Source organism: Tessaracoccus oleiagri, from assembly GCF_900103275.1.
GTDB lineage: Bacteria > Actinomycetota > Actinomycetes > Propionibacteriales > Propionibacteriaceae > Arachnia > Arachnia oleiagri.
Map to the genome: position 1 here is coordinate 182,216 of NZ_FNGP01000001.1, position 19,888 is coordinate 202,103.

The 19,888-nt window shown below is 69.7% G+C and carries 14 protein-coding genes; 4 read left to right on the forward strand and 10 right to left on the reverse strand.

Features of this window, described 5'->3' with window-relative positions:
- The 5 genes from ligA to BLR46_RS00815 form a co-directional block, all read right to left on the reverse strand.
- The gene (gene ligA, locus BLR46_RS00795) at positions 1 to 2,259 is read right to left on the reverse strand and encodes an NAD-dependent DNA ligase LigA (RefSeq protein ID WP_093248001.1); all 2,259 of its coding nucleotides are present in this window, start codon (positions 2,257 to 2,259) and stop codon (positions 1 to 3) included.
- Between the two features lie 79 nt (positions 2,260 to 2,338).
- The gene (locus BLR46_RS00800) at positions 2,339 to 3,445 is read right to left on the reverse strand and encodes a resuscitation-promoting factor (RefSeq protein ID WP_176761602.1); all 1,107 of its coding nucleotides are present in this window, start codon (positions 3,443 to 3,445) and stop codon (positions 2,339 to 2,341) included.
- Between the two features lie 222 nt (positions 3,446 to 3,667).
- A complete protein-coding gene (locus BLR46_RS00805; protein WP_093248005.1) occupies positions 3,668 to 5,833 on the reverse strand; it encodes a heavy metal translocating P-type ATPase in 2,166 nt (721 codons plus the stop codon).
- 161 nt (positions 5,834 to 5,994) lie between these two features.
- Positions 5,995 to 6,204 carry a heavy-metal-associated domain-containing protein gene (locus tag BLR46_RS00810; protein ID WP_093248007.1) on the reverse strand — a complete coding sequence of 70 codons (210 nt, stop codon included), beginning with the start codon at positions 6,202 to 6,204 and terminating at the stop codon, positions 5,995 to 5,997.
- Between the two features lie 10 nt (positions 6,205 to 6,214).
- Positions 6,215 to 6,520, reverse strand: a complete 306-nt coding sequence (locus BLR46_RS00815) for a metal-sensitive transcriptional regulator (protein ID WP_093248009.1) — start codon at positions 6,518 to 6,520, stop codon at positions 6,215 to 6,217.
- 563 nt (positions 6,521 to 7,083) lie between these two features.
- Here BLR46_RS00815 and dnaB point away from each other — a divergent pair.
- Positions 7,084 to 8,424, forward strand: coding sequence for a replicative DNA helicase (dnaB, locus tag BLR46_RS00820; protein WP_093248011.1), 1,341 nt, complete (start codon positions 7,084 to 7,086; stop codon positions 8,422 to 8,424).
- A gap of 204 nt (positions 8,425 to 8,628) precedes the next feature.
- On the opposite strand, the gene BLR46_RS00825 is transcribed toward dnaB, so the two are convergent.
- Together BLR46_RS00825 and BLR46_RS00830 are read right to left on the reverse strand one after the other, a co-directional pair.
- Positions 8,629 to 11,298, reverse strand: coding sequence for a YhgE/Pip domain-containing protein (locus BLR46_RS00825; RefSeq protein WP_093248013.1), 2,670 nt, complete (start codon positions 11,296 to 11,298; stop codon positions 8,629 to 8,631).
- Positions 11,295 to 13,985, reverse strand: coding sequence for an MMPL family transporter (locus tag BLR46_RS00830; RefSeq protein ID WP_093248015.1), 2,691 nt, complete (start codon positions 13,983 to 13,985; stop codon positions 11,295 to 11,297). The genes BLR46_RS00825 and BLR46_RS00830 overlap by 4 nt, the downstream gene beginning before the upstream one ends.
- A 101-nt stretch (positions 13,986 to 14,086) precedes the next feature.
- On the opposite strand from BLR46_RS00830, the gene BLR46_RS00835 reads away from it, so the two are divergent.
- Positions 14,087 to 14,671, forward strand: a complete 585-nt coding sequence (locus BLR46_RS00835; RefSeq protein ID WP_093248017.1) for a TetR/AcrR family transcriptional regulator — start codon at positions 14,087 to 14,089, stop codon at positions 14,669 to 14,671.
- A gap of 6 nt (positions 14,672 to 14,677) precedes the next feature.
- Here the strand turns inward: BLR46_RS00835 and BLR46_RS00840 are convergent, their stop codons facing one another.
- Positions 14,678 to 15,538: a mechanosensitive ion channel family protein gene (locus BLR46_RS00840; RefSeq protein ID WP_093248019.1), complete on the reverse strand. Its 861-nt coding sequence runs from the start codon at positions 15,536 to 15,538 to the stop codon at positions 14,678 to 14,680.
- 11 nt (positions 15,539 to 15,549) lie between these two features.
- Positions 15,550 to 16,827, reverse strand: a complete 1,278-nt coding sequence (locus tag BLR46_RS00845) for a M23 family metallopeptidase (RefSeq protein ID WP_143008155.1) — start codon at positions 16,825 to 16,827, stop codon at positions 15,550 to 15,552.
- Between the two features lie 91 nt (positions 16,828 to 16,918).
- Between BLR46_RS00845 and BLR46_RS00850 the strand changes: the two genes are divergently transcribed.
- Together BLR46_RS00850 and BLR46_RS00855 are read left to right on the forward strand one after the other, a co-directional pair.
- Positions 16,919 to 18,322 (forward strand): CCA tRNA nucleotidyltransferase, encoded by a 1,404-nt coding sequence (locus BLR46_RS00850; protein WP_093248023.1) that lies wholly within the window; start codon positions 16,919 to 16,921, stop codon positions 18,320 to 18,322.
- Positions 18,323 to 18,373: 51 nt separating this feature from the next.
- Positions 18,374 to 19,240 carry an alpha/beta hydrolase gene (locus BLR46_RS00855; protein WP_093248025.1) on the forward strand — a complete coding sequence of 289 codons (867 nt, stop codon included), beginning with the start codon at positions 18,374 to 18,376 and terminating at the stop codon, positions 19,238 to 19,240.
- 53 nt (positions 19,241 to 19,293) lie between these two features.
- Here BLR46_RS00855 and BLR46_RS00860 read toward each other — a convergent pair whose 3' ends face one another.
- Complete coding sequence (locus BLR46_RS00860; protein WP_093248027.1) at positions 19,294 to 19,842, reverse strand: type 1 glutamine amidotransferase domain-containing protein; 549 nt, start codon at positions 19,840 to 19,842, stop codon at positions 19,294 to 19,296.
- Positions 19,843 to 19,888: the final 46 nt, after the last annotated feature.

The following is a 19,888-nucleotide window of genomic DNA, read 5'->3' on the forward strand; positions in this document are numbered from 1 at the left end:
CTAGCCCAGCGCCGCGGGTCCCTGCTCGACCAGCACCTTGAACTGCGCCGCGTCGATGATCCGCAGCCCCAGCGCCTCGGCCTTGGCGAGCTTCGACCCCGCGCCGGGGCCGGCGGCGACGAAGTCCGTCTTCTTCGAGACCGACGAGGCCGCCTTCCCGCCGGCGGCGATGATCGCCTCCTGTGCCTCCTCGCGGGTGTAGCCCTCGAGCGAGCCGGTGGCCACGACGGTGAGCCCGTCCAGCACCCCGCCCTCGCGCCGGGCGCCGGGCCCGGGGTGGTCGGGGATCGCGAACTGCACGCCGGCGGCCCGCCACCGGTCGATGATCTCGCGGTGCCAGTCGACCGCCAGCCACTCGGTGAGCGCGGCCGCGATCGTGGGGCCGACGCCCTCGACCTGCGCCAGCTCCTCCGGCGTCGCGCGCTCGATCGCCTCCAGGGAGCCGAACCAGTTGGCCAGCGCCCGCGCGGCCACGGGGCCGACGTGGCGGATGCTCAGCGCGACCAGCTGACGCCACAGCTCCTTCGTCTTCGCCCGCTCAAGCTCCGCGATGAGGGTCGTGGCCTGCGCGCTCGGGACGAACTCGTCGCCCTCCTTGCGGCGGAACGGCGTGCGGCGGCGCACCTCCCCGTCGGGGTCCGTGCGGGGCTCGCCGGTCTCCGGGTCGCGGACGACGACCTCGATCGGCACGAGCTGCTCGAGCGTCAGGTCGAAGAGGCCGGCCTCGGTCACCAGCGGCGGCGTCGACGGGACGCTCGGCTGGGTCAGCGCCGCGGCGGTGACCTCCCCCAGCGCCTCGACGTCCAGCGCGCCCCGGGAGCCGATGTGCTCGACGCGCCCCCGCACCTGCGCGGGGCAGGAGCGGGCGTTGGGGCAGCGCAGGTCGATGTCGCCCTCCTTCATGGGGCGCAGTTCCGTGCCGCACTCGGGGCAGTTCGTCGGCATGACGAACTCGCGCTCGGTGCCGTCGCGCAGCTCGGCGACGGGGCCGAGGACCTCCGGGATCACGTCGCCGGCCTTGCGGAGGACGACCGTGTCGCCGATCAGCACGCCCTTCGCGCGGACGACGTCCTTGTTGTGCAGGGTGGCCTGCCGCACCACCGAGCCGGCGACGCGGGCCGGCTGCATCACCGCGAACGGGGTGGCTCGGCCGGTGCGGCCCACCGAGACGACGATGTCGAGCAGCTTCGTGTGCACCTGCTCGGGCGGGTACTTGTAGGCGATCGCCCAGCGCGGCGCGCGGGACGTCTGGCCGAGCCCGGGCCGGAGGGCGAGCTGGTCGACCTTGACGACCACCCCGTCGATCTCGTGCTCGAGGGCGTGGCGCAGCTCGCCGTAGCGGGCGACGTAGGCGAGCACCTCGTCGGTCTCCGTGGCCGTGATCACGGCGGGGCTGGTGGGCAGCCCCCACTCCTCCAGCAGCCGGTACACCTCGGAGTGCGACTCCACCGTCGGCTGCCAGGCGCCGATGCCGTGGACGATGAGCTCGAGCCGCTTGAGCCGCTCCTCGCCGGCCCGCAGCTCGAGGCCGGACTTCTCGTCGAGCTTCTGCCGCAGCGACCCGGCGGCGGCGTTGCGCGGGTTGGCGAGGGAGGGGAAGCGACGTTGGGCCGACGCGGCCGCACGGTCCTCGTCGGCGCCGCGGCCCCGCATGGACTCGACGACCTCGTCGCGCAGCTCGCCGAGCAGGTGGTTGAGCTCCTCGAAGGCCGCCTTGCGGAGGTACACCTCTCCGCGGACCTCGACGATGTCCGGGTGCGGGCCGCCGCGCAGCTGCTTCGGGATGCCCGGGATGCGCTCGACGTTGACGGTCACGTCCTCGCCGGTGCGGCCGTCGCCGCGCGTGGCGGCGCTGACCAGGCGGCCGTGCTCATAGCGGAGGCTGAGTGCGAGCCCGTCGATCTTCAGCTCGCAGAGCCACCGGGCCCGACCGTCGACGGCGGCGTCGGTCTTGTCCAGCCATTCGCGGAGGTCCTCGACGGAGAAGACGTTGTCGAGCGACATCATCGGCTCAGCGTGCACGAGCGGCGGGAAGCCCCGGCCCGCCGCGGCGCCGACGGTCTGCGTCGGCGAGTCCTGGCTGACGAGCTCCGGGTACGCGCGCTCGAGCGCCTGCAACTCGCGCACCAGCGCGTCGTACTCGGCGTCCATGATCAGCGGCGCGTCGTTGACGTGGTAGGCGATGTTGTGGCGCTCGATCTCCTCGCGGAGCGTCTCGGCGCGTTCGTGGGCGGCCTTCAGCCCTGGGACGTCAGTCATGGGCCTCATCCTATTTCGGGAAAAGGCTACGGCGCCGGGGCAGTGCACCCCGACGCCGTAGCCAGACCATCTTGCGCGATCAGTACCAGTGGTTGCGCGACCAGAAGTTGTACGCGCCCTGGTAGCCGCCGTAGCGGGAGCTCACGTAGTTGTACTGCCACTTGAGCGAGGCCACCGGATCGTCCCAGCTGGAGCCGATCTTCGAGCAGGGGTACACCTGGGCGAGGCCGCAGGCGCCGCTGCTGGGGTTGCGGGCGCTGGGGTTCCATCCCGACTCACGGCTCACGATGTAGTCGACGTAGGTCCACTGCGACTCCGGGATGCCGGCCGCGCGCATCCAGTCGTACTTGGTGCCGGTGCGGGAGCCCGACGAGCTGGGCGCCGGCGCGGACGAGCTGCTCGACGAGCTGGTCCGGGTCGGCTCGGGCTTGGGGGCGACGTAGGTGCCGACGGTGGTGACCTGGGTCACCGGGTCCTTCAGGACCTCCTCCGACTGCTTGATCGAGCTCTGCAGTTGGCCGTCGTGGTAGACGTTCCTGTAGGTCTCGCGCTTCAGGCCCTCGACGCCCTTCGTGGTGACCTCGGACTTGCCCTTCGCGAGCTTGCTCGACTCCACCGACTTCTTCCCGAACGGGATCGCCTTCTCGACGCTGGGGGTGGTGACCTCCACGTCGACGTACTTGATCTCCATGCCGTCGGCCAGGAGGGTGTCGGGCGCCGGGGTGACGATGTCGTCGGCATCGGGCTTGATGTGGGCCTCGACGAGCAGGTCCGCCACGGTGCCCGCGAACCGGACCGCCATCTCCTTGCCGCCAGCGACCAGCGTCACGTCCTTGGCGGTGATGATGTCCACGCTGAGCCCGTCGCGGCCGATGGCCGCCGAGCGGGAGGTGGAGAGCTTGGAGTCGGCGTGGTCGAGGTCGAGGAAGCCGAGGGCCTCTTGGACGGTCTTGCCCGTGGTCCACACCTCGCGGGTCTGCCCGTCGACGGTGACCTCGAACGGCCGGGCGACGAGGACGGTGATCTCCATGTCGTCGGTCACCTCGGACTCGACACCGGGGAGGACGACGTCGTGCTCGGCGAGCTCGATGCCCTCGAGCTCCAGCACCTCGCCGACCGTGTCCTCACGCACCGCGATCGCCTTCGTGGCACCGTCGACGGTGAGGGCCACGTCGTTCTTCTGCATGGCTGTAGCGACTCCGACGCCCCCCACCAGGGCCAGCGCTGTTGCCCCCGCAACTGCCGGAACCAGCATCTTCTTCTTCAGCAACTCTTGATCTCCAAAACTGTGTCGGTTTAACCGGACAGCCGCTAGCTTAAGAGATTCCTGAGAGATTCCCAAGTCGAATCTGAGAATCTTTCACTTGTTGCCGTGCGCGGGGCCCTCCCGCGCCAGACTTCCGGCGCGCTACCGCTTGGTGGGCTGGAAGAACTTCAGCGTCAGCGAGTTGAGGACCACGAAGACCGAACTGAAGGCCATGGCCGCGCCCGCGATGATCGGGGTGAGGAAGCCCAGCGCCGCCAGCGGGATCGCCGCGGTGTTGTAGGCGAAGGCCCAGACGAGGTTCGACTTGATCTTGTTCAGCGTCGCGCGCGAGAGGCGCACGGCGTCGACTGCGGCCATGAGGTCGTGGCGCATCAGCGTGATGTCGCCGGCCGCGATCGCCGCGTCGGTGCCGGAGCCCATCGCGATGCCGAGATCGGCCTGGGCGAGGGCTGCGGCGTCGTTCACGCCGTCGCCGACCATCGCCACCTGCTTGCCGCCGGCCTGGAACTCCTTGATGGCGTCCACCTTGCCCTGCGGGGTCACGCCGGCGCGGACGTCGTCGATGCCCACCTCTGCGGCCACCGCGCGGGCGGTCTTCTCGTTGTCGCCGGAGAGCAGCACCGGGGTCAGCCCCAGCCGCTTCAACTCGGAGATGACCTGGCGCGCGTTCTCCTTGAGGGTGTCGGCGACGACGATGCGGCCGAGCACGCGCGTGTCGGTGGCCACCCACACCTCGGAGCCGATGACGTCGCGCCTGCGCTCGGGCAGCGCGAGGCCGAGTTCGGCGATCAGCGCCGGGGAACCGGCGTAGGTCTGGATGCCGTCGACGAGGCCCTTGACGCCCCTGCCCGGCAGGTTCTCGAACTCCGTCAACTGGCCCGTCTCGACGACCTCCACCAGCGCGCGGGCGATCGGGTGCTCCGAGGCCGACTCGACGGTGGCGGCCGCGCGGAGCAGCACCTCATCGGACACGCCGTCGACGGGTTCGGTGGCCGCCACGGACATGGCACCGGTGGTGATGGTGCCGGTCTTGTCGAAGACGATCGTGGAGACCTTGCGCGCCCGTTCGAGGACCTGCGGGCCGCGGATGATGATGCCGAGCTGGGCGCCGCGGCCGGTGCCCACCATCAGCGCCGACGGGGTCGCGAGACCGAGGGCGCAGGGGCAGGCGATGATCAGGACCGCGATGGCGGCGGACAGGGAGAACGTCAGGCCCGAGCCCATAAGCAGGTGGACAAAGAGCGCGAGCACCGAGATGACGATGACAGTCGGCACGAAGATGGTGGTGACCTTGTCGGCCAGGCGCTGCACGTCGGCCTTGCCGGTCTGCGCCTCCTCCACGAGCCGGGCCATGTGGGCGAGCTGGGAGTCCTCGCCGACGGCGGTGGCGCGGACCAGCAGCCGGCCGGTGGTGTTGACGGCGCCGCCGACGACGTGCGAACCCGGCTCCACCTCGACGGGCAGCGACTCACCGGTGATGATCGACTGGTCCACGGCGGATCGCCCCTCGACGACCTCCCCGTCAGCCGCGACCTTCTCGCCGGGGCGTACGACGATCTCGTCGCCCACCCTGAGCAAGCGGACGTCGACCTCCTGCTCCACACCGTTCACGAGGCGACGGGCGCGCTTGGCCCCCACCTGGAGCAGCTCACGCATCGCCTTGCCCGACTCCACCTTGGCCTTCGCCTCGATGTAGCGGCCGAGCAGCAGGAAGGCGATGATCGCGACCGCGGCCTCGAAGTAGACGAAGCCGAGCGCGTCCTGGCGGGAGAGGGTCAGCTCGAACTCGTGCTTCATGCCGATCATGCCGGCGTGGCCGAAGAGCATCGCGAAGATGGACCAGGCCATCGCGGTGACGGTGCCCAGCGAGACCAGGGTGTCCATCGTCGTGCTGCCGTGGCGCAGGTTGGTCCAGGCGGCCTGGTGGAAGCTGCGGCCGGTCCAGAACACGACGACGACCGACAACACCATCGCCAGCCACTGCCACCCGGGGAACTGCAGTGCGGGCACCATCGAGAGCGCGACGACGGGGATGCCGAGCGCGAACGCCAGGACCAGCCGTGGCCGGAGCTTCGAGGCTTCGTCGTTGGTGGGTGCGTCGGGCTCCGGCAGTCGGGCGCCGTAGCCGGCCTGCTCGACGACGGCGATGAGTTCGGCCGTCGTGAGCGAGTCGGGGGCCTCCACCGTCGCGCGTTCCGTGGCGTAGTTGACGCTCGCCTCGACGCCGTCGACCTTGTTGAGCTTCTTCTCGATCCGCGCCGCGCACGAGGCGCACGTCATGCCGTCGATGTCCAACTGGACCAGCATCTTGACTCCATTCCGCGTGTTTCATGGGGCACACGCAGCCCGCAGGGTTGGGTTTACCTGCCTTCGTGCGGTTCACCTGCCGTACACGGCAGGTAAATCGCACCAGCGCAGGTCAACCGGCCGGAGTGGCGGGGCGCCCCAGCGGGACGCCCCGAACCGCCTCAGGCCGCGGCGACGGTGTAGTTGCCGGCTTCCTTGACCGCTTCCTCGATCGACTCGAATGCGACCGGCGCCTCCGAGGTGACGACCATCTGGCCCCCGTCTAGGGTGACCTGCACGTCGTTCACGCCCTCGATCTCGCTGACCTCCTCGGTCACGGACTTCACGCAGTGGCCGCAGGTCATGCCGGTGACGATGTACTTGGACTCCATTGTTTTCTCCCTATTTGGTCATGCGGCGGATGGCCGCCATTGCCTCGTCGAGCTTCTGCTCGGCTTCCTCTCCGCCCCTGGCCGCCGCCTGCGCGACACAGTGGTCGAGGTGGTCCTCCAGCAGCCCCAGCGACACTGCCTTGAGGGCCGACTGGATGGCGGAGATCTGCGTGAGGATGTCGATGCAGTACTTGTCCTCCTCGACCATCCGCGCGATCCCGCGCGTCTGCCCCTCGATCAGCTTGAGCCGACGCAAGTAGTTGGCCTTCTCGGGCGTGTAGCCGTGTGCGGCATGCCCCTCGGTGGTTTCGGTCATCGTTTCCTCCCGGAGGAATCATACCCCCCGGGGGTAGGGTAGGCAAACACCACCCCCCTCCTTCGCCCCGCCGCGCCGTGTGTATAGTGCGCTCACCTCCGGGCCAGTTATCCCCAGGAAGCCCACACCCCCTGTGGAAAAGTTGCCCCATGGCCTCCCCGCAAGGCAAACACCAGGTGAACGAAGCGTTATAGCACGGAAACATGAGGTTGCGCCAGCGGATTCGCGAAATCCCTTTCAAGAATATGAAAGCCCTTGTCAGCCGGAAATGACGTCTGAGGCTGAATGTCGACACAACCACAGGTCGCTGGGTCGCTCAACCCGCCCCGCAGGAGTCCGGTCTCACAGGGGGGAAGTGTGGACAACCCTGCGCCGAAACGTATTTATAACGATTTGATAACGCAGATTCTCGCGGGGACACGCATGGTCTCCACAACCCGGGCGGCTGAATCGTCCGAACTGTCCACACATTGTCCACAGGTTGTCCACATCCTCTTCCACAGCAGCCGAAACTGTCCCCCTTGCCTGATGTCCTACCCTTCTGGAAGCAGGAAGGTCAGTGAATGTCAGAAGGCGAGTTCGATCGCACCCCGCCCCAGGATCTGGAAGCGGAACAGAGCGTCCTCGGCGCCATGATGATGAGCAAGGACGCGATTGCCGACGTCGTGGAGGTCATCCGTGGGACGGACTTCTACCGTCCCAACCACGAGACCATCTACAACGCCATCGTCGACCTGTTCGGGCGGGGCGAGCCGGCCGACACGGTCACCGTCGCCGGCGAGCTGAGCAAGCAAGGCGAGCTGCAGAAGATCGGCGGCCCCGTCTACCTGCACGACCTCCACGCCTCCGTCTCCATCGCCGCCAACGCCATCTACTACGCCGAGCTCGTCCGTGAGAAGGCGGTGCTCCGGCGGCTGGTGAACGCGTCGATCAGGATCGCGCAGCTCGGCTACCAGGGCCAGGGCGACGTCGACAAGATCGTCGACGAGGCCCAGCAGACCCTCTACGAGGTGACCGACAAGCGCGCCAGCGAGGACTACCGCAGCCTGGGCGAGCTGATGGAGCCCACGTTCGACGAGCTGGAGGCCATCCAGAGCTCCGGCGACGCGCTCGCGGGCGTGCCGACGGGGTTCGTGGAGCTCGACCGCCTCACCAACGGGCTCCACCCGGGCCAGATGATCATCGTCGCCGCCCGCCCGGGTGTGGGAAAGTCGACGTTCGCTCTCGACATCTGCCGCGCCGCCGCCATCCACAACGACCTGACCACCGCCTTCTTCTCCCTCGAGATGAGCCGCACCGAGATCGTGATGAAGGTGCTGTCGGCCGAGTCGTCGGTCCACCTCGGCCGCCTGCGCGGCTCGGGCAAGATGGACGAGGCCGACTGGCAGCGCGTCACCGACAAGGGCGTGATGCTCACCAACAAGCCCTTCTTCATCGACGACTCCCCCAACCTCACAATGATGGAGATCCGGGCGAAGGCCAGGCGGCTCAAGCAGCGCAACGACCTCCAGCTCATCGTGCTCGACTACCTGCAGCTCATGAGCTCGGGCAAGAAGGTGGAGTCGCGGCAGCTCGAGGTCTCGGAGTTCTCCCGGCAGATCAAGCTGCTCGCCAAGGAGCTCGAGATCCCCGTCATCGCGCTGTCGCAGCTGTCGCGAAACACCGAGCAGCGCAAGGACGGCGTGCCGCAGCTGTCGGACCTCCGCGAGTCGGGCTCGCTCGAGCAGGATGCGGACCTCGTGATCATGCTCCACCGCCCGGAGATGTACACGCAGAACCCCACCGACGAGGAGCGCGGCCAGGCCTTCTTCCACGTGCTGAAGCACCGCAACGGCGAGACGGGCCGCATCGACGCCCTCTTCCAGGGCCACTACAGCCGGTTCACGAACCCGCCCATCGGCTGATCAAACGGTCTGGATGTGATGCGAGGGAAAGCGCCGTTGCTTCCCCTCTGTGTCTCCACACTTGCTGATCGCGACGGCATTGTGAAGGGTCTCTCAGGAAATGTTGCGGAACCGTGATCTCGACCGTCGTTCGCTTCGCTCACTGGCTCGATCAACGGGCGAGTGGAGGCAGCTCGACCAACCGAACGGGCGGTAGCAGCTCGATCAGCTGGCGCGGCGGAACTTCGACGGCGCGAGCTGGCGTCGCGTCCCGATCGCCATCCACGACAGCGCGGCGAACAGGATCCCGACGAACACCAGCGCGAACACCGCCAGCACCACCTCGGCACCCGCCAGCCACGAACGCGTCAACAGCATCCCGGAGTGCACGGGCGACACCGCAGCGATCCAGTCCAGCCAGCCGGGCACCGCCGAGCTGAATCCGAGCGCGACGGTGACCGCCAGCAGCACCAGCGAGATGCCGCGGCCGATGTGCCCCAGCCACCCGGCGAGCGCGTGCTGCGTCACGGAGAACACGACGCCGAGCAGCGCCAGGATCGCCATCAACCCGACGGTCCGGCCGAGCGTCAGGTCGAGCAGCACGCCGCCGATCAGCCCGACGACCAGCCCCACCGCGGTGACGATCCCCGTCGGGAGCCCGACGGTGCGCGTCCAGAGCGCGAGGCTGCTCGCCCTCGAGGAGACGACATCGGTCGGCACCGGGCGCGCCACGACGAACGCGGCGAGCGCCGCGAGCCACACGCCGGCGACGAGGATCACCGCGGCGAGTGGCACGTCGCCCTTGGCCATCGGCTCGTCCGCCTGGTCGACCGGGCTGGACACCGTGTCGGCGAGCGTCGCGCGGTCGCTGTCGGAGTAGTACGGCAGCTGGTCCGCGCCGGCGGCCAGCTCGTCGGAGAGGGTGCCGATGCCATCGGCCAGTTGGCCGGTGCCGTCGTCGAGCTGCGCGAGCCCGTCGCTCAGCTCACCGGCGCCGACGGCGGCCTGGCCCACGCCCGAGGTGTACTGCCAGACGCCGTCGACGTAACTCACCACGCCGTCGGAGAAGAGGCCGACGCCGTCGCTCAACTGGCGCGCGCCATCGCTGAGCTGACGGGTGCCGTCGGCGAGCTGGCTCACGCCCGCGGGCAGCGCCCCCAACTGGGAGCCGAGCTGCCGGATGCCCCCGAGCAGCTGCGTCGATCCGTCGGCCAGCGCGGGCCCGTTGTCCACCAGCGGCTGGGCGCCGTCGACGATCCGCCCGGCCCCGTCGCGGAGCTGGGCGATCCCGTCGCGCAGCGTGCCGAGCTCGGAGGTCAGCTGGCGCGGCAACTCGGTGGCGAGGACCTCGATGCCGTCCGCGAGCTGCTGGTTGCCGTCCGCGACGGCGCGGCTGCCGTCGCGGAGCTGCCGCAGGCCCGGAACGAGCTGCTGCGCCCCCTGGAGCCCCTCCACGACCGGGCCCATGGCGGTCGACAGCTCGTCGCCCGCGTACTGCGCCAGTTCGAGGTAGGTCATGCCGGTCTCGGGTTCGGTGGAGTGCAGGAACTCCGAGGCGGCGCCGGCCCCCTGCTGGAAACCGGTGCCCAGCGCCTGGTCGATGCCCTGCTCGTAGACCGTCCGCAGTTCGTCGCACAGCGCCGGGTCGTCCACCGTGCACTCGAAGCCCGCCTTGAGCTGGTCCGCGAGCACGGTGAGCTCCGCAGGCGGTGGTACGGCGCCCGACGCGTAGCCCCGCAGCGCCGCGTCGGTGTCGCGGACGAAGCCGCCGAGTTGGTCGGCCTGGGCGCCGAGTTGCTGCGCGGCCGCCACCATCTCGTCGGTGACGAGTCCGTCGAGCGGCTCCACCTGCGCGACGACCTGGTCGAGGCCGTCTGCCACCTGGTCGGCGCCCACCGCGAGCTGCGCGGACCCGTCGACGAGCTGGTCGAGTTCAGAGAAGTCCGGCTGCGCCGAGTCCATGCCGACGACGACCCGGTCGAGCCCGTCGTAGAGCTGCCCCACCCCGCCGACGACCTGCGCGGTTCCCTCGGTGTAGGCGGCGACCCCCGGGAGCAGCTGTTCCGCCCCGTCGACGAGCTGCTGCACCCCAGCTGTGAGGGCGGGCATCTGCCCGGCCATCTGCTGGACGCCGGCGTCGAGCTGACCCGCGCCGTCCGCGAGCTGCACAGCGCCGTCCTGGAGCTCGTACGAGCCGTCGGCGAGCTGGTCACCGCCCGCGGCCAGCTGGTCGCCGCCGTCGGCGAGCTGTCCCATGCCGTCGGCCAGTTCGGCCGACCCGTCGGCTGCCTGGGAGGTGCCGTCGGCGAGCTGGTCGGCGCCGTCGCGGAGCTGGTCGACGCCGTCGACGAGCTGCCCGAACTGGTCCCCGACCTGGTTGAAGCCGAGGTAGATGTTCTCGAGGTACTGCGACGTCAGCATGTCGTTGAGGGAGCCGGTCGCGATCCGGGCGATGTCCTGCGCGAGCACGCCGTCGGAGGCGGGCGCGTTGCGGGAGATCTCGACGTCGATCCTCGCCTTCTCGGCGACGTCGGCATCGTTCGCGGAGAACGACATCGCGGCGCGGGAGAAGTTGGCGGGGATCGTCACGACGGCGGAGTACTCGCCGGTGAGGAGCCCCTCGTCGGCACTCGGCTCGTCGGCGAGGATCCAGGTGATGTTCTCGCCGTCGCGGTCCATCATCTCGGCGGCGAGCTGCCGGCCCATGGGCACGAACTGGCCCTCGATCTCCGTGCCCTCGTCGAGGTTCACGATGGCGGCGGTCACCTTGTCCTCGTCGGCGCGGTCGACCAGCCCCAGCAGGGCGCCGACGATCAACAGCGGCACGAGGAACAGCGCGGCCAGCACGGGCCACGACACCTTGCGTCCGAACTTGCGGGTTCCCTCGGGTCTCATACGAGTACCTCCTCCTGGGCCGGTGCGCCCACGGCCACGACGTCGTCCGGCGTCACCGCGGTGAGCACGCCCTCGCTGCCTGCGCAGCAGACGAGGGCGAAGTCCTGATTGGTCCGCGCGAGTTCCGCGACGCCTTGCAGCGCCCGGACCTCGGCGGGGGTGCCCACGACGTCGACGTGGTCGATGAAGACCACGGAGCCGGGGCGCGGGGCGAGGCGGCCGAGCGCGGCGACGACGTCGCCGGTGCCGGCCAGGTCGACGTAGTCGACGCGACGGCGGACCGCACCGGCCGACTCGGGCAGCAGTGCGCCGGCCACGCGGGCGCGGCCCGACTCGATGGCGAGCCGTCCGCTCAGCGCGAGCGCGGCCCCGGTGCGGGCGCCGAGCGGGCCGACGAGCCCCACGACCTGCCCGCGCCTGGCCTGCAGCGACACCGGGGCGAGCACGCCCTCGACGGCGACCTCCTCCGCGTGGAGGACCGCGTCCGTGCCCGGCCAGTTGCGCAGTGCCAACTGCTTGGTGAGCACCTCGCCCTCCATGTCGAACTCGGGCAGGGCGCGATCGAGCCACTTCGGCATCCACCAGGCACGGTCGCCCAGGAGCGCCAGCACCGCGGGGACCAGCGTCATGCGGACGAGGAAGGCGTCGATCGCCACGCCGACGGCGAGCGCGAAGGCGATCTGCTTGATCGCCATCATTCCCGCTGGGACGAAGAAGGCGAACACCGCGAACATGACGAGCGCGGCGGCGGTGACCACCGGGCCGGAGGCGACGAACCCGTGCCTGATGGAGTCCATCGCCGACTTGCCGTGCACGTACTCCTCGCGGATGCGGGAGACGATGAAGATCTCGTAGTCCATTGCCAGGCCGAACAGGATGCCGATCAGGAGGATCGGCAGGAAGCTGATGATGGCCTCCGGCTTCTCGAGGTTGATGAGCTCCTTGAACCAGCCCTCATTGAACACGAGCTGGGTGAGCCCGAAGGACGCGCCCACGCTCAGGAGGAACCCCACAGCGGTCTTGATCGGCACCCACACCGAGCGGAACACCGCCGCGAGCAGCACCAGGGTCAGCCCGACGACGAGGAACCCGAAGGGCCACACCGCGGCGCCCAGCCGGCTGGTCACGTCGAGCTGTACGGCGGTGAAGCCGGTCACGTCGGCCTCGATGCCGCGCGACTCCTCCCACGAGTCCGTCACCTCACGGAGCCGCTCGACGGTGCCCACGGTGGCGGGGTCGTCGGAAGCGGTGGTGGGGATGAGCTGGATGAGCGCGGTGTCGGCGTGCTGGTTGGGAACCGCCATGACCACGCGATCGACGCCCTCGACCGCCTCGACCTCTGTGCGCAGCTCGTCGACCAGCCCCAGGGGATCGGTGGAGCCGATGATGCCGGCGGTGATGACGAGGGGCGCGTTGTAGCCGGGGCCGAAGTGCTCGGCCTGCAGGTCGTAGGCGATCCGCGACGAGCGCTCGGCGGGGCTCTGGCCGGCGTTCGGCAGCGACAGCACGAGGTTGGCCGCAGGCGCCGTCGCGACGCCGAGCACCGCCACCACCGCGATGATGGTGGCGATCGGGTGCGACGAGGTGACCCCGACCCACCAGGAGAACGGGTTGCGCGGCATCGCCTTGCGGACGCGGGGCGCCTCGCCGGCGGCCATTGCGTCGCGCACCTTCTTCGGCCGCATGCGCTCACCCAGGAAGCCGCCGAGGGCCGGTAGAAGGGTGAGCGCGATCACCACGGCGAAGGCCACTGCTATCGCGGCGAAGACGCCCATCACTGTGAGGAAGGGGATGCCGGCGATGGCCAGTCCGGACAGCGCGATCGCGTTCGTGATGCCCGCGAAGACGACGGCGGAGCCGGCGGTCCCGATCGCCCGGGCCATGGACTCCTCCGCAGCCATGCCCATCCGCAGCTGATCGCGGTGCCGCGAGAAGATGAACAGCGCGTAGTCGATGCCCACGGCGAGCCCTAGCATCACGGCCAGCATCGGGGTGACGGAGTTGATCTCCATGACGCCCGTGGCGCCGAGCATCAGCGCCATGGCGAACGCAACGCCGAGCAGCGCGGTGACGATCGGGATGATCGCCGCCAGCACCGAACCGAGCATGATCAGCAGCACCACGAAGGACAGGATCACGCCGAACGCCTCGGTGATCGACAGCTCGGGCAACTCGATCTCGAACGCCTGTCCGCCCATCACCACCTCGGAGCCGGGCGGCAGCGCCTCCTGCACGCGCTCGCCCGCCTCGACGATCTCGGCGAGCTGTTCGGGGTTGGGGGTCTCGGAGACGTTCAGGGTGAGGCTCACCAACGCCGCGCGGCCATCGTCGGAGACCTGGCCCTCGACGAACTCGAACCAGGGCGAGCGGACCTCGTCGACGATGCCGGCTTGCTCGAACTCGGGCAGCAGCGCCTCGACCTCGTCGCGCAGCTGGTTGATGTCCTGACCATCGGGTGCGACGACGATGGCGGTCGCCGTGAGCGCGGAGCCCTGCGGGAACGTCATGTTGAGGCGCTTCAGCGCCTCCTGCGACGACGATCCCGGGATCTCGAACGTGTCGTTGAAGCGGCCCTGCAGGGCGAACCCGGCCCCACCGAGGACGGCTAGGGCAAGGAGCCAGATCAGCAGGACCCTGCCCCCATTGCGAAAGCACCAACGACCGAGGGCATAGAGTTTTGCCGACATGAACTTCCTCGGATTTGAATACAGAAGTGAATCCAAACGCAAGGATACTCGCGCGCGCCGCGATCCCTAAACTGTGAGCCGTCCGGACGGAGCAGGAGAAGATGAGCGAAACCACCCCCAGTCGCGAGGCGACCAAGACGCGCCTCATCGAGGCTGCGATCGAGGAGTTCGGGGAGCGGGGCATCGACGCGACGAGCGTCGAGCAGTTGTGCGAGCGCGCCGGCTTCACGCGCGGCGCCTTCTACTCGAATTTCCAGACCAAGGACGACCTCTGCATCGCCGTCCTGGAGTACAACCGCGAGCAGATCCTGCAGCAGTTGGCGGTGGCCTTCTCGGCGGAGCCGGAAGGCGACCTGGACTGGGCGTTGAACGTCGCGCTCCCGGGCTTCTTCGAGTCGCTGAACCCGACGATGAACGCGCGCCTCACGATGCTCGAGATCCGGTTGCGCGCCACCCGGGTGCCGGAGCTGCAGCAGCGACTCAAGGACTTCGAGTCGGAGACCAAGCCGAAGATGGAGGCGATCCTCACGGAGTTGGCGGAGTCGCTCGGCGCCCACTTCAGCCTCGCCCTGGGCGACCTGATCAGCGTCGCCGAGGCGATCTACCTGCACCAGTTGCTGGAGGGCGACGACGACCGCCTGCTCAAGGCGACGGTCTCGGCGCTGGTGACCACCGGCCGCGCGTAACCGGCGTCAGGTCTGCGAGCCCCAGGGCAGCTTGGGTCCGCGGATTCCGGCGTCGGCGAGGGCCTGCTGCGCCCGCTGCCGGATGGCCCGCATGGGCGCCCACTGCTGGTTCGGGGCCGTCTTGAGTGAGATCTGCAGCGTCATCCTGGCCCCGTCGAGGCTGCCCACGCCGAGCACGTTCGGCGGTTCGAGCACCGAGCCGGAGAACTGCTCCTCCTCGTTCAGCCCGGCGACGGCCTCCCGCAGCACCGCGATCGCGCGGTCCGGGTCCTCGTCGGCCGCGATGACGATGTCGACGATGACCGAGGTGGTGCCCTGCGACACGTTGCCGAGGTTCAGCACCTCGCCGTTGCGGATGTACCAGAGGGTGCCCGACGCGTCGCGCACCTTCGTGACGCGGAGCGTGACCTCCTCCACGGTGCCGGTGATGGCGTCGATCTTGACCAGGTCGCCGACCCCGAACTGGTCCTCCACCAGCATGAAGATGCCCGACAGGTAGTCCTTGACGAGCGACTGCGCCCCGAAGCCGATCGCCACGCCGCCGATGCCGGCCGAGGCCAGCAGCGGCGCCATCGGGATGTCGAAGATCGCCAGCACGGTGAGCAGGGTCACGACGACGAGCACCACGTCGGCGACGCTGCGCAGCAGTGACCCGAGGGTCTTGACGCGCTGCTGGTGCCGCAGGTTCTGGGTGTCGGTGCCGAGCAGGGCCGACGCGCGGTCGCTGAACTTCTGCAGGCCCTCCGGCGGCTTGGCGAGCAGGAACGCGGTGACCCGCCGGATCGCGAACGCGAGCACCACGCGCAGGACGAACGCGATGAGGACGACGGTGGAGGCCTTCAGCAGGCCGGTGGTGAGATCTTCCATCGCCCCCGATGCTAACCGCTCGGGCTGGCCGGCGGCTCGGGGCTCGGCGACGCGCTGGCCGTGCTGGGCTCCTCCGAGGGCGGAGGCGGCGGCTCGGGGCTCGGGCTGGGCTCTGAGTTTTCCGAGGCTTCCGGCGCCGACGTGCTGGGCTCCTCCGACGGGGAAGGGCTCGGTTCCTCGGACGGCGGCGGATTCGGTTCCTCCGACGGCGACGGGCTCGGCTCCTCCGACTGTGACGGCGGCGGCTCCGACGGTGAGCCCTCCGCGGGCGGGGCCGAGGGCGACGCGTCGGGCGACCCGCTGGGACTCGAGGACGGCGACCCCGAGGCATCGGGAGACGGAGAAGGGCTCGGCGACGGCGACGGGCTCGGCGAAGGTGAAGGGCTCGGCGAAGGGCTGGGTGACGGCGAAGGCGAAGGGCTCGGCGACCGGCTCGGCGAGGGCGACGGGGACGGGCTCGGCGAGGCCGAGGCGCTGGGCGACAGCGCCGGCCGGGGCGAGAAACCGAGGTCGATCATCCCGGCGGTGTCGACGAGCACCGCACGCCCGCGCAGCCAGTCCTCGGGATCGGTGAACTGGCCGTTGGCGCGAACCTCGAGGTGCAGGTGGCAGCCGGTGGAGTAGCCGGTGTTGCCGACGCGACCGATGGCCTGCCGCCGACCCACCTCCTGGCCCACCGTCACGGCCGCCGACGACAGGTGCGCATAGTTGGTGACGACGCGGTAGCCGCCCAGGCGTCCGTGGTCGACGGAGACCATGTTGCCGTTGCCGCCGGCCCAGCCGACGAACGTCACGCGTCCGGGTGCGGCGGCGCCCACCGGCGTGCCGCAGGGCGCGGCGAAGTCCAGTCCGGTGTGCAGCTTGTAGTAGCCGAGGACGGGGTGCTTGCGCATGCCGAACCGCGACGTCTTCCGGCCCTGCACGGGTACCGACAGGAGGTCGCCGCCGGCGTCGCCGACGAACTCCAGCTTCTGCTTCGGTGTCCCGGGCGGCGGGCGGGGCAGGAACCGGTCCTCGCGGTAGGTGAACTCCTCGATCAGGGGTCCGACGTGCACGCTCCGCTCCGCCGACGGCAGCCCTGCCGGCGTCGGCGACGCCTCAACCCCCATTTCGGCCATCGCTTGGGGAACCGTGGGTTCTGCGGTGCTGAAGGTGGGGTCCATCGTCTGCTGGACGACGGGCAACGGCAGCGCCACGACCGGCTGTGGTTCCCGCGAGGTGAGGATCGAGGCCGTTCCGAGCACCAGCGCTGCTGCTGTGGCTGCGGCGACCCCCGATTTCACACGCACGGGTTCATCAAATCACGGACGTGGGGCCAAATCCAGAGGTCGGGTAAGATTGGTCGGCGTGCCAAGTTTGACCCGAGCCCAGACCAACGCTATGGAACACCTCCTGCGCATCGCGCCGGTGATCGACGAGCTCGGTGACCTCTTCCGCGCCGCGGGCCACGAGCTCTACCTCGTCGGCGGCTCGGTCCGCGACGCACTCCTCGGCCGGCTGGGCCACGACCTCGACTTCACCACGTCGGCCCGCCCCGACGACACGCACGAGCTCCTCAAGCGTTTCACGCCCACCACCTGGGACATCGGCAAGGCCTTCGGCACCATCGGTGCGCTGAAGCGGGCCGAGGACGTCGAGTGGAAGATCGAGGTGACCACCTTCCGCGCCGACGCGTACGACGGCGAGACCCGCAAGCCGGAGGTGGCGTTCGGCGACTCCATCGAGGGCGACCTGATCCGCCGCGACTTCACCGTCAACGCCATGGCCATCGACGTGCGGACCCGCAAGTTCGTCGACCCGTACGGCGGCCTCCAGGACCTGGCCGACGGCACGATCCGCACCCCCTCCACTCCCGAGGTGTCGTTCTCCGACGACCCGCTGCGCATGCTCCGGGCGGCGCGGTTCGCGTCGCGGCTGGGCTTCATGGTGGCGCCCGAGGTGGTGCGCGCGATGACCGACATGGCAGAGCGCATCGAGATCGTCTCCGTGGAGCGGATCCAGGCCGAGCTCAACGGGCTGCTGCTCACCGACGAGCCGCGCGAGGGCCTGAACCTGCTGGTCGAGACCGGCCTGATGGACCACTTCCTGCCCGAGGTGCCCGCCCTGCGCCTCGAGCGCGACGAGCACCACCGCCACAAGGACGTCTACGAGCACTCGTTGACGGTCCTCGACCAGGCGATCGCGCTGGAGAAGGCACGCGGCCACGAGCCCGACATCGTCAACCGGCTCGCCGCCCTGCTCCACGACGTCGGCAAGCCGCCGACGCGGAAGTTCGAGGGCAGCAAGGTCACGTTCCACCACCACGACGTCGTCGGCGCCAAGATGGTGACCAAGCGGCTCAGGGCGCTCAACTACCCGTCGGCGGTGATCAAGTCCGTCGCGCGGCTCATCGAGCTCCACCTCCGGTTCCACGGCTACGCCGACGGCGCCTGGTCCGACTCGGCGGTCCGCCGCTACGTCCGCGACGCCGGCGACGAGCTGGAGCGCCTCCACATCCTGACGCGCGCCGACTGCACGACTCGCAACGTCGGCAAGGCCACCAGGCTCCGCCGCGCGTACGAGGAGCTCGAGTGGCGGATCGACGAGCTCGCGGGCCAGGAGGAGCTCGCCGCCATCCGGCCCCATCTCGACGGTACGCAGATCATGGAGATCCTCGGGATCGCGCCCGGGCGCGAGGTGGGCGAGGCCTACAAGTTCCTGCTCGAGCACCGGCTGGAGCACGGGCCCGTCGACGACGAGACCGCCCGCGAGTTGCTGCTCGACTGGTGGGCCGCGCGCCAGTAGCCGCCGGTCGATTCCCGCGCGAGCGGCTCGCGTCCGCAGTAGCGTCGGGGCATGGATGAACAGACCATCACGCTCCGGACCAACGACGGGATCAACCTCCACGTCTACCGCTGGGCCCCCGACGACCAGCCCAAGGCCGCCGTCCAGGTCCACCACGGCCTCGCCGAGCACGCGGGCCGATACCGTCGACTGGCCGAGGCCCTGACGGCCGCCGGCTACCTCGTCTACGCGCCCGACCAGCGGGCCTCCGGCAGGTCCGCCGCCGGCGACTACGGCAACTGGGGCCCGGACGGGTGGGCCGGCTGGGTGGACGACTACGCGCTGCTCAACGCCCGGATCCGCGCCGACAACCCTCAGCTCGACGTCGCGCTCATCGGCCACAGCATGGGGTCGTTCGGCGCGCAGCAGTACCTGCTCGAGCACTCCGCGGAGGTGGCCTCCGTCGTGCTCATCGGCACCGGCGACGTCGTGGACCTCGTCCCGCTGCTCACCGCGGAGGGGCCGGCCGACCTGTCCGCCTTCAACGCGTCCTTCGAGCACCGGACGGGGTTCGAGTGGCTCAGCCGCGACGAGGCGGAGGTGGACAAGTACGTCGCCGACGAGGCGAGCGGCTGGTCCGCACCGCTGCCGGCCGACCTCAAGTCCCTGCTCCACGCGGCAGAGCCCGCGGCGCTGGAGGGCATCCGCGAGGACCTGCCGATCCTCCTGCTCTCGGGCGACCGCGACCCGGTCGGCGGCGACCTCGGGGAAGGTGTGGAGCGCACCGCGGCGCGCTACCGCGAGGCGGGGCTGCGCGACGTGATCGTGAAGCTCTATCCGGAGGCCCGCCACGAGGTGCTCAACGAGATAAACCGCGACGAGGTGACCGCCGACGTCGTCGACTTCCTCGATCGCACCGTCGGGTACCCCCAGCAGTGAAGCAGGAGAGGGGCCGGACCCGAATGGCCCGGCCCCTCTCCTGCGGCCCACGCTCAGGCCCGTTGGCCCTTGTGCATGCCTTCGGCGATCTCCTCGACGAGCTTCTTGTTGAAGGCGGGCAGGTCGTCGGGCTTGCGGCTCGACACCAGCCCCTCGTCCACCACGACCTCCTGGTCGACCCAATCGGCGCCCGCGTTGACCAGGTCCGTCCGGAGGCTCGGGTACGACGTGATCGTCCGGCCCTTCAACACGTCGGCCTCGGCGAGGATCCAGGCGCCATGGCAGATCACGCCCACCGGTTTGCCGTTCTCGAAGAAGCTGCGAACGAAGCCCACCGCAGCCTCGTCCATGCGGAGGTGGTCGGCGTTGACGACGCCGCCGGGCAGGACCAGCGCGTCGTAGTCGTTGGCGTTCGCCTCCGACGTCGTGATGTCGACCGGGGCCTGGAACCCCTTCTTGCCCTCGATCTCGCCGCCCTTGGGCGCGATGAGCGTGACCTCCGCGCCCTCGGCGCTGAGCGCCTCCCAGGGGCTGGTCAGCTCGCTGTCCTCGTATCCGTCGGTGAGCACGAACGCCACCTTCTTGCCATTCAGTCGGCTCATCGTCCACATCTCCTTGATCGTCGGGTATCCCACCGTAACCAGCCGA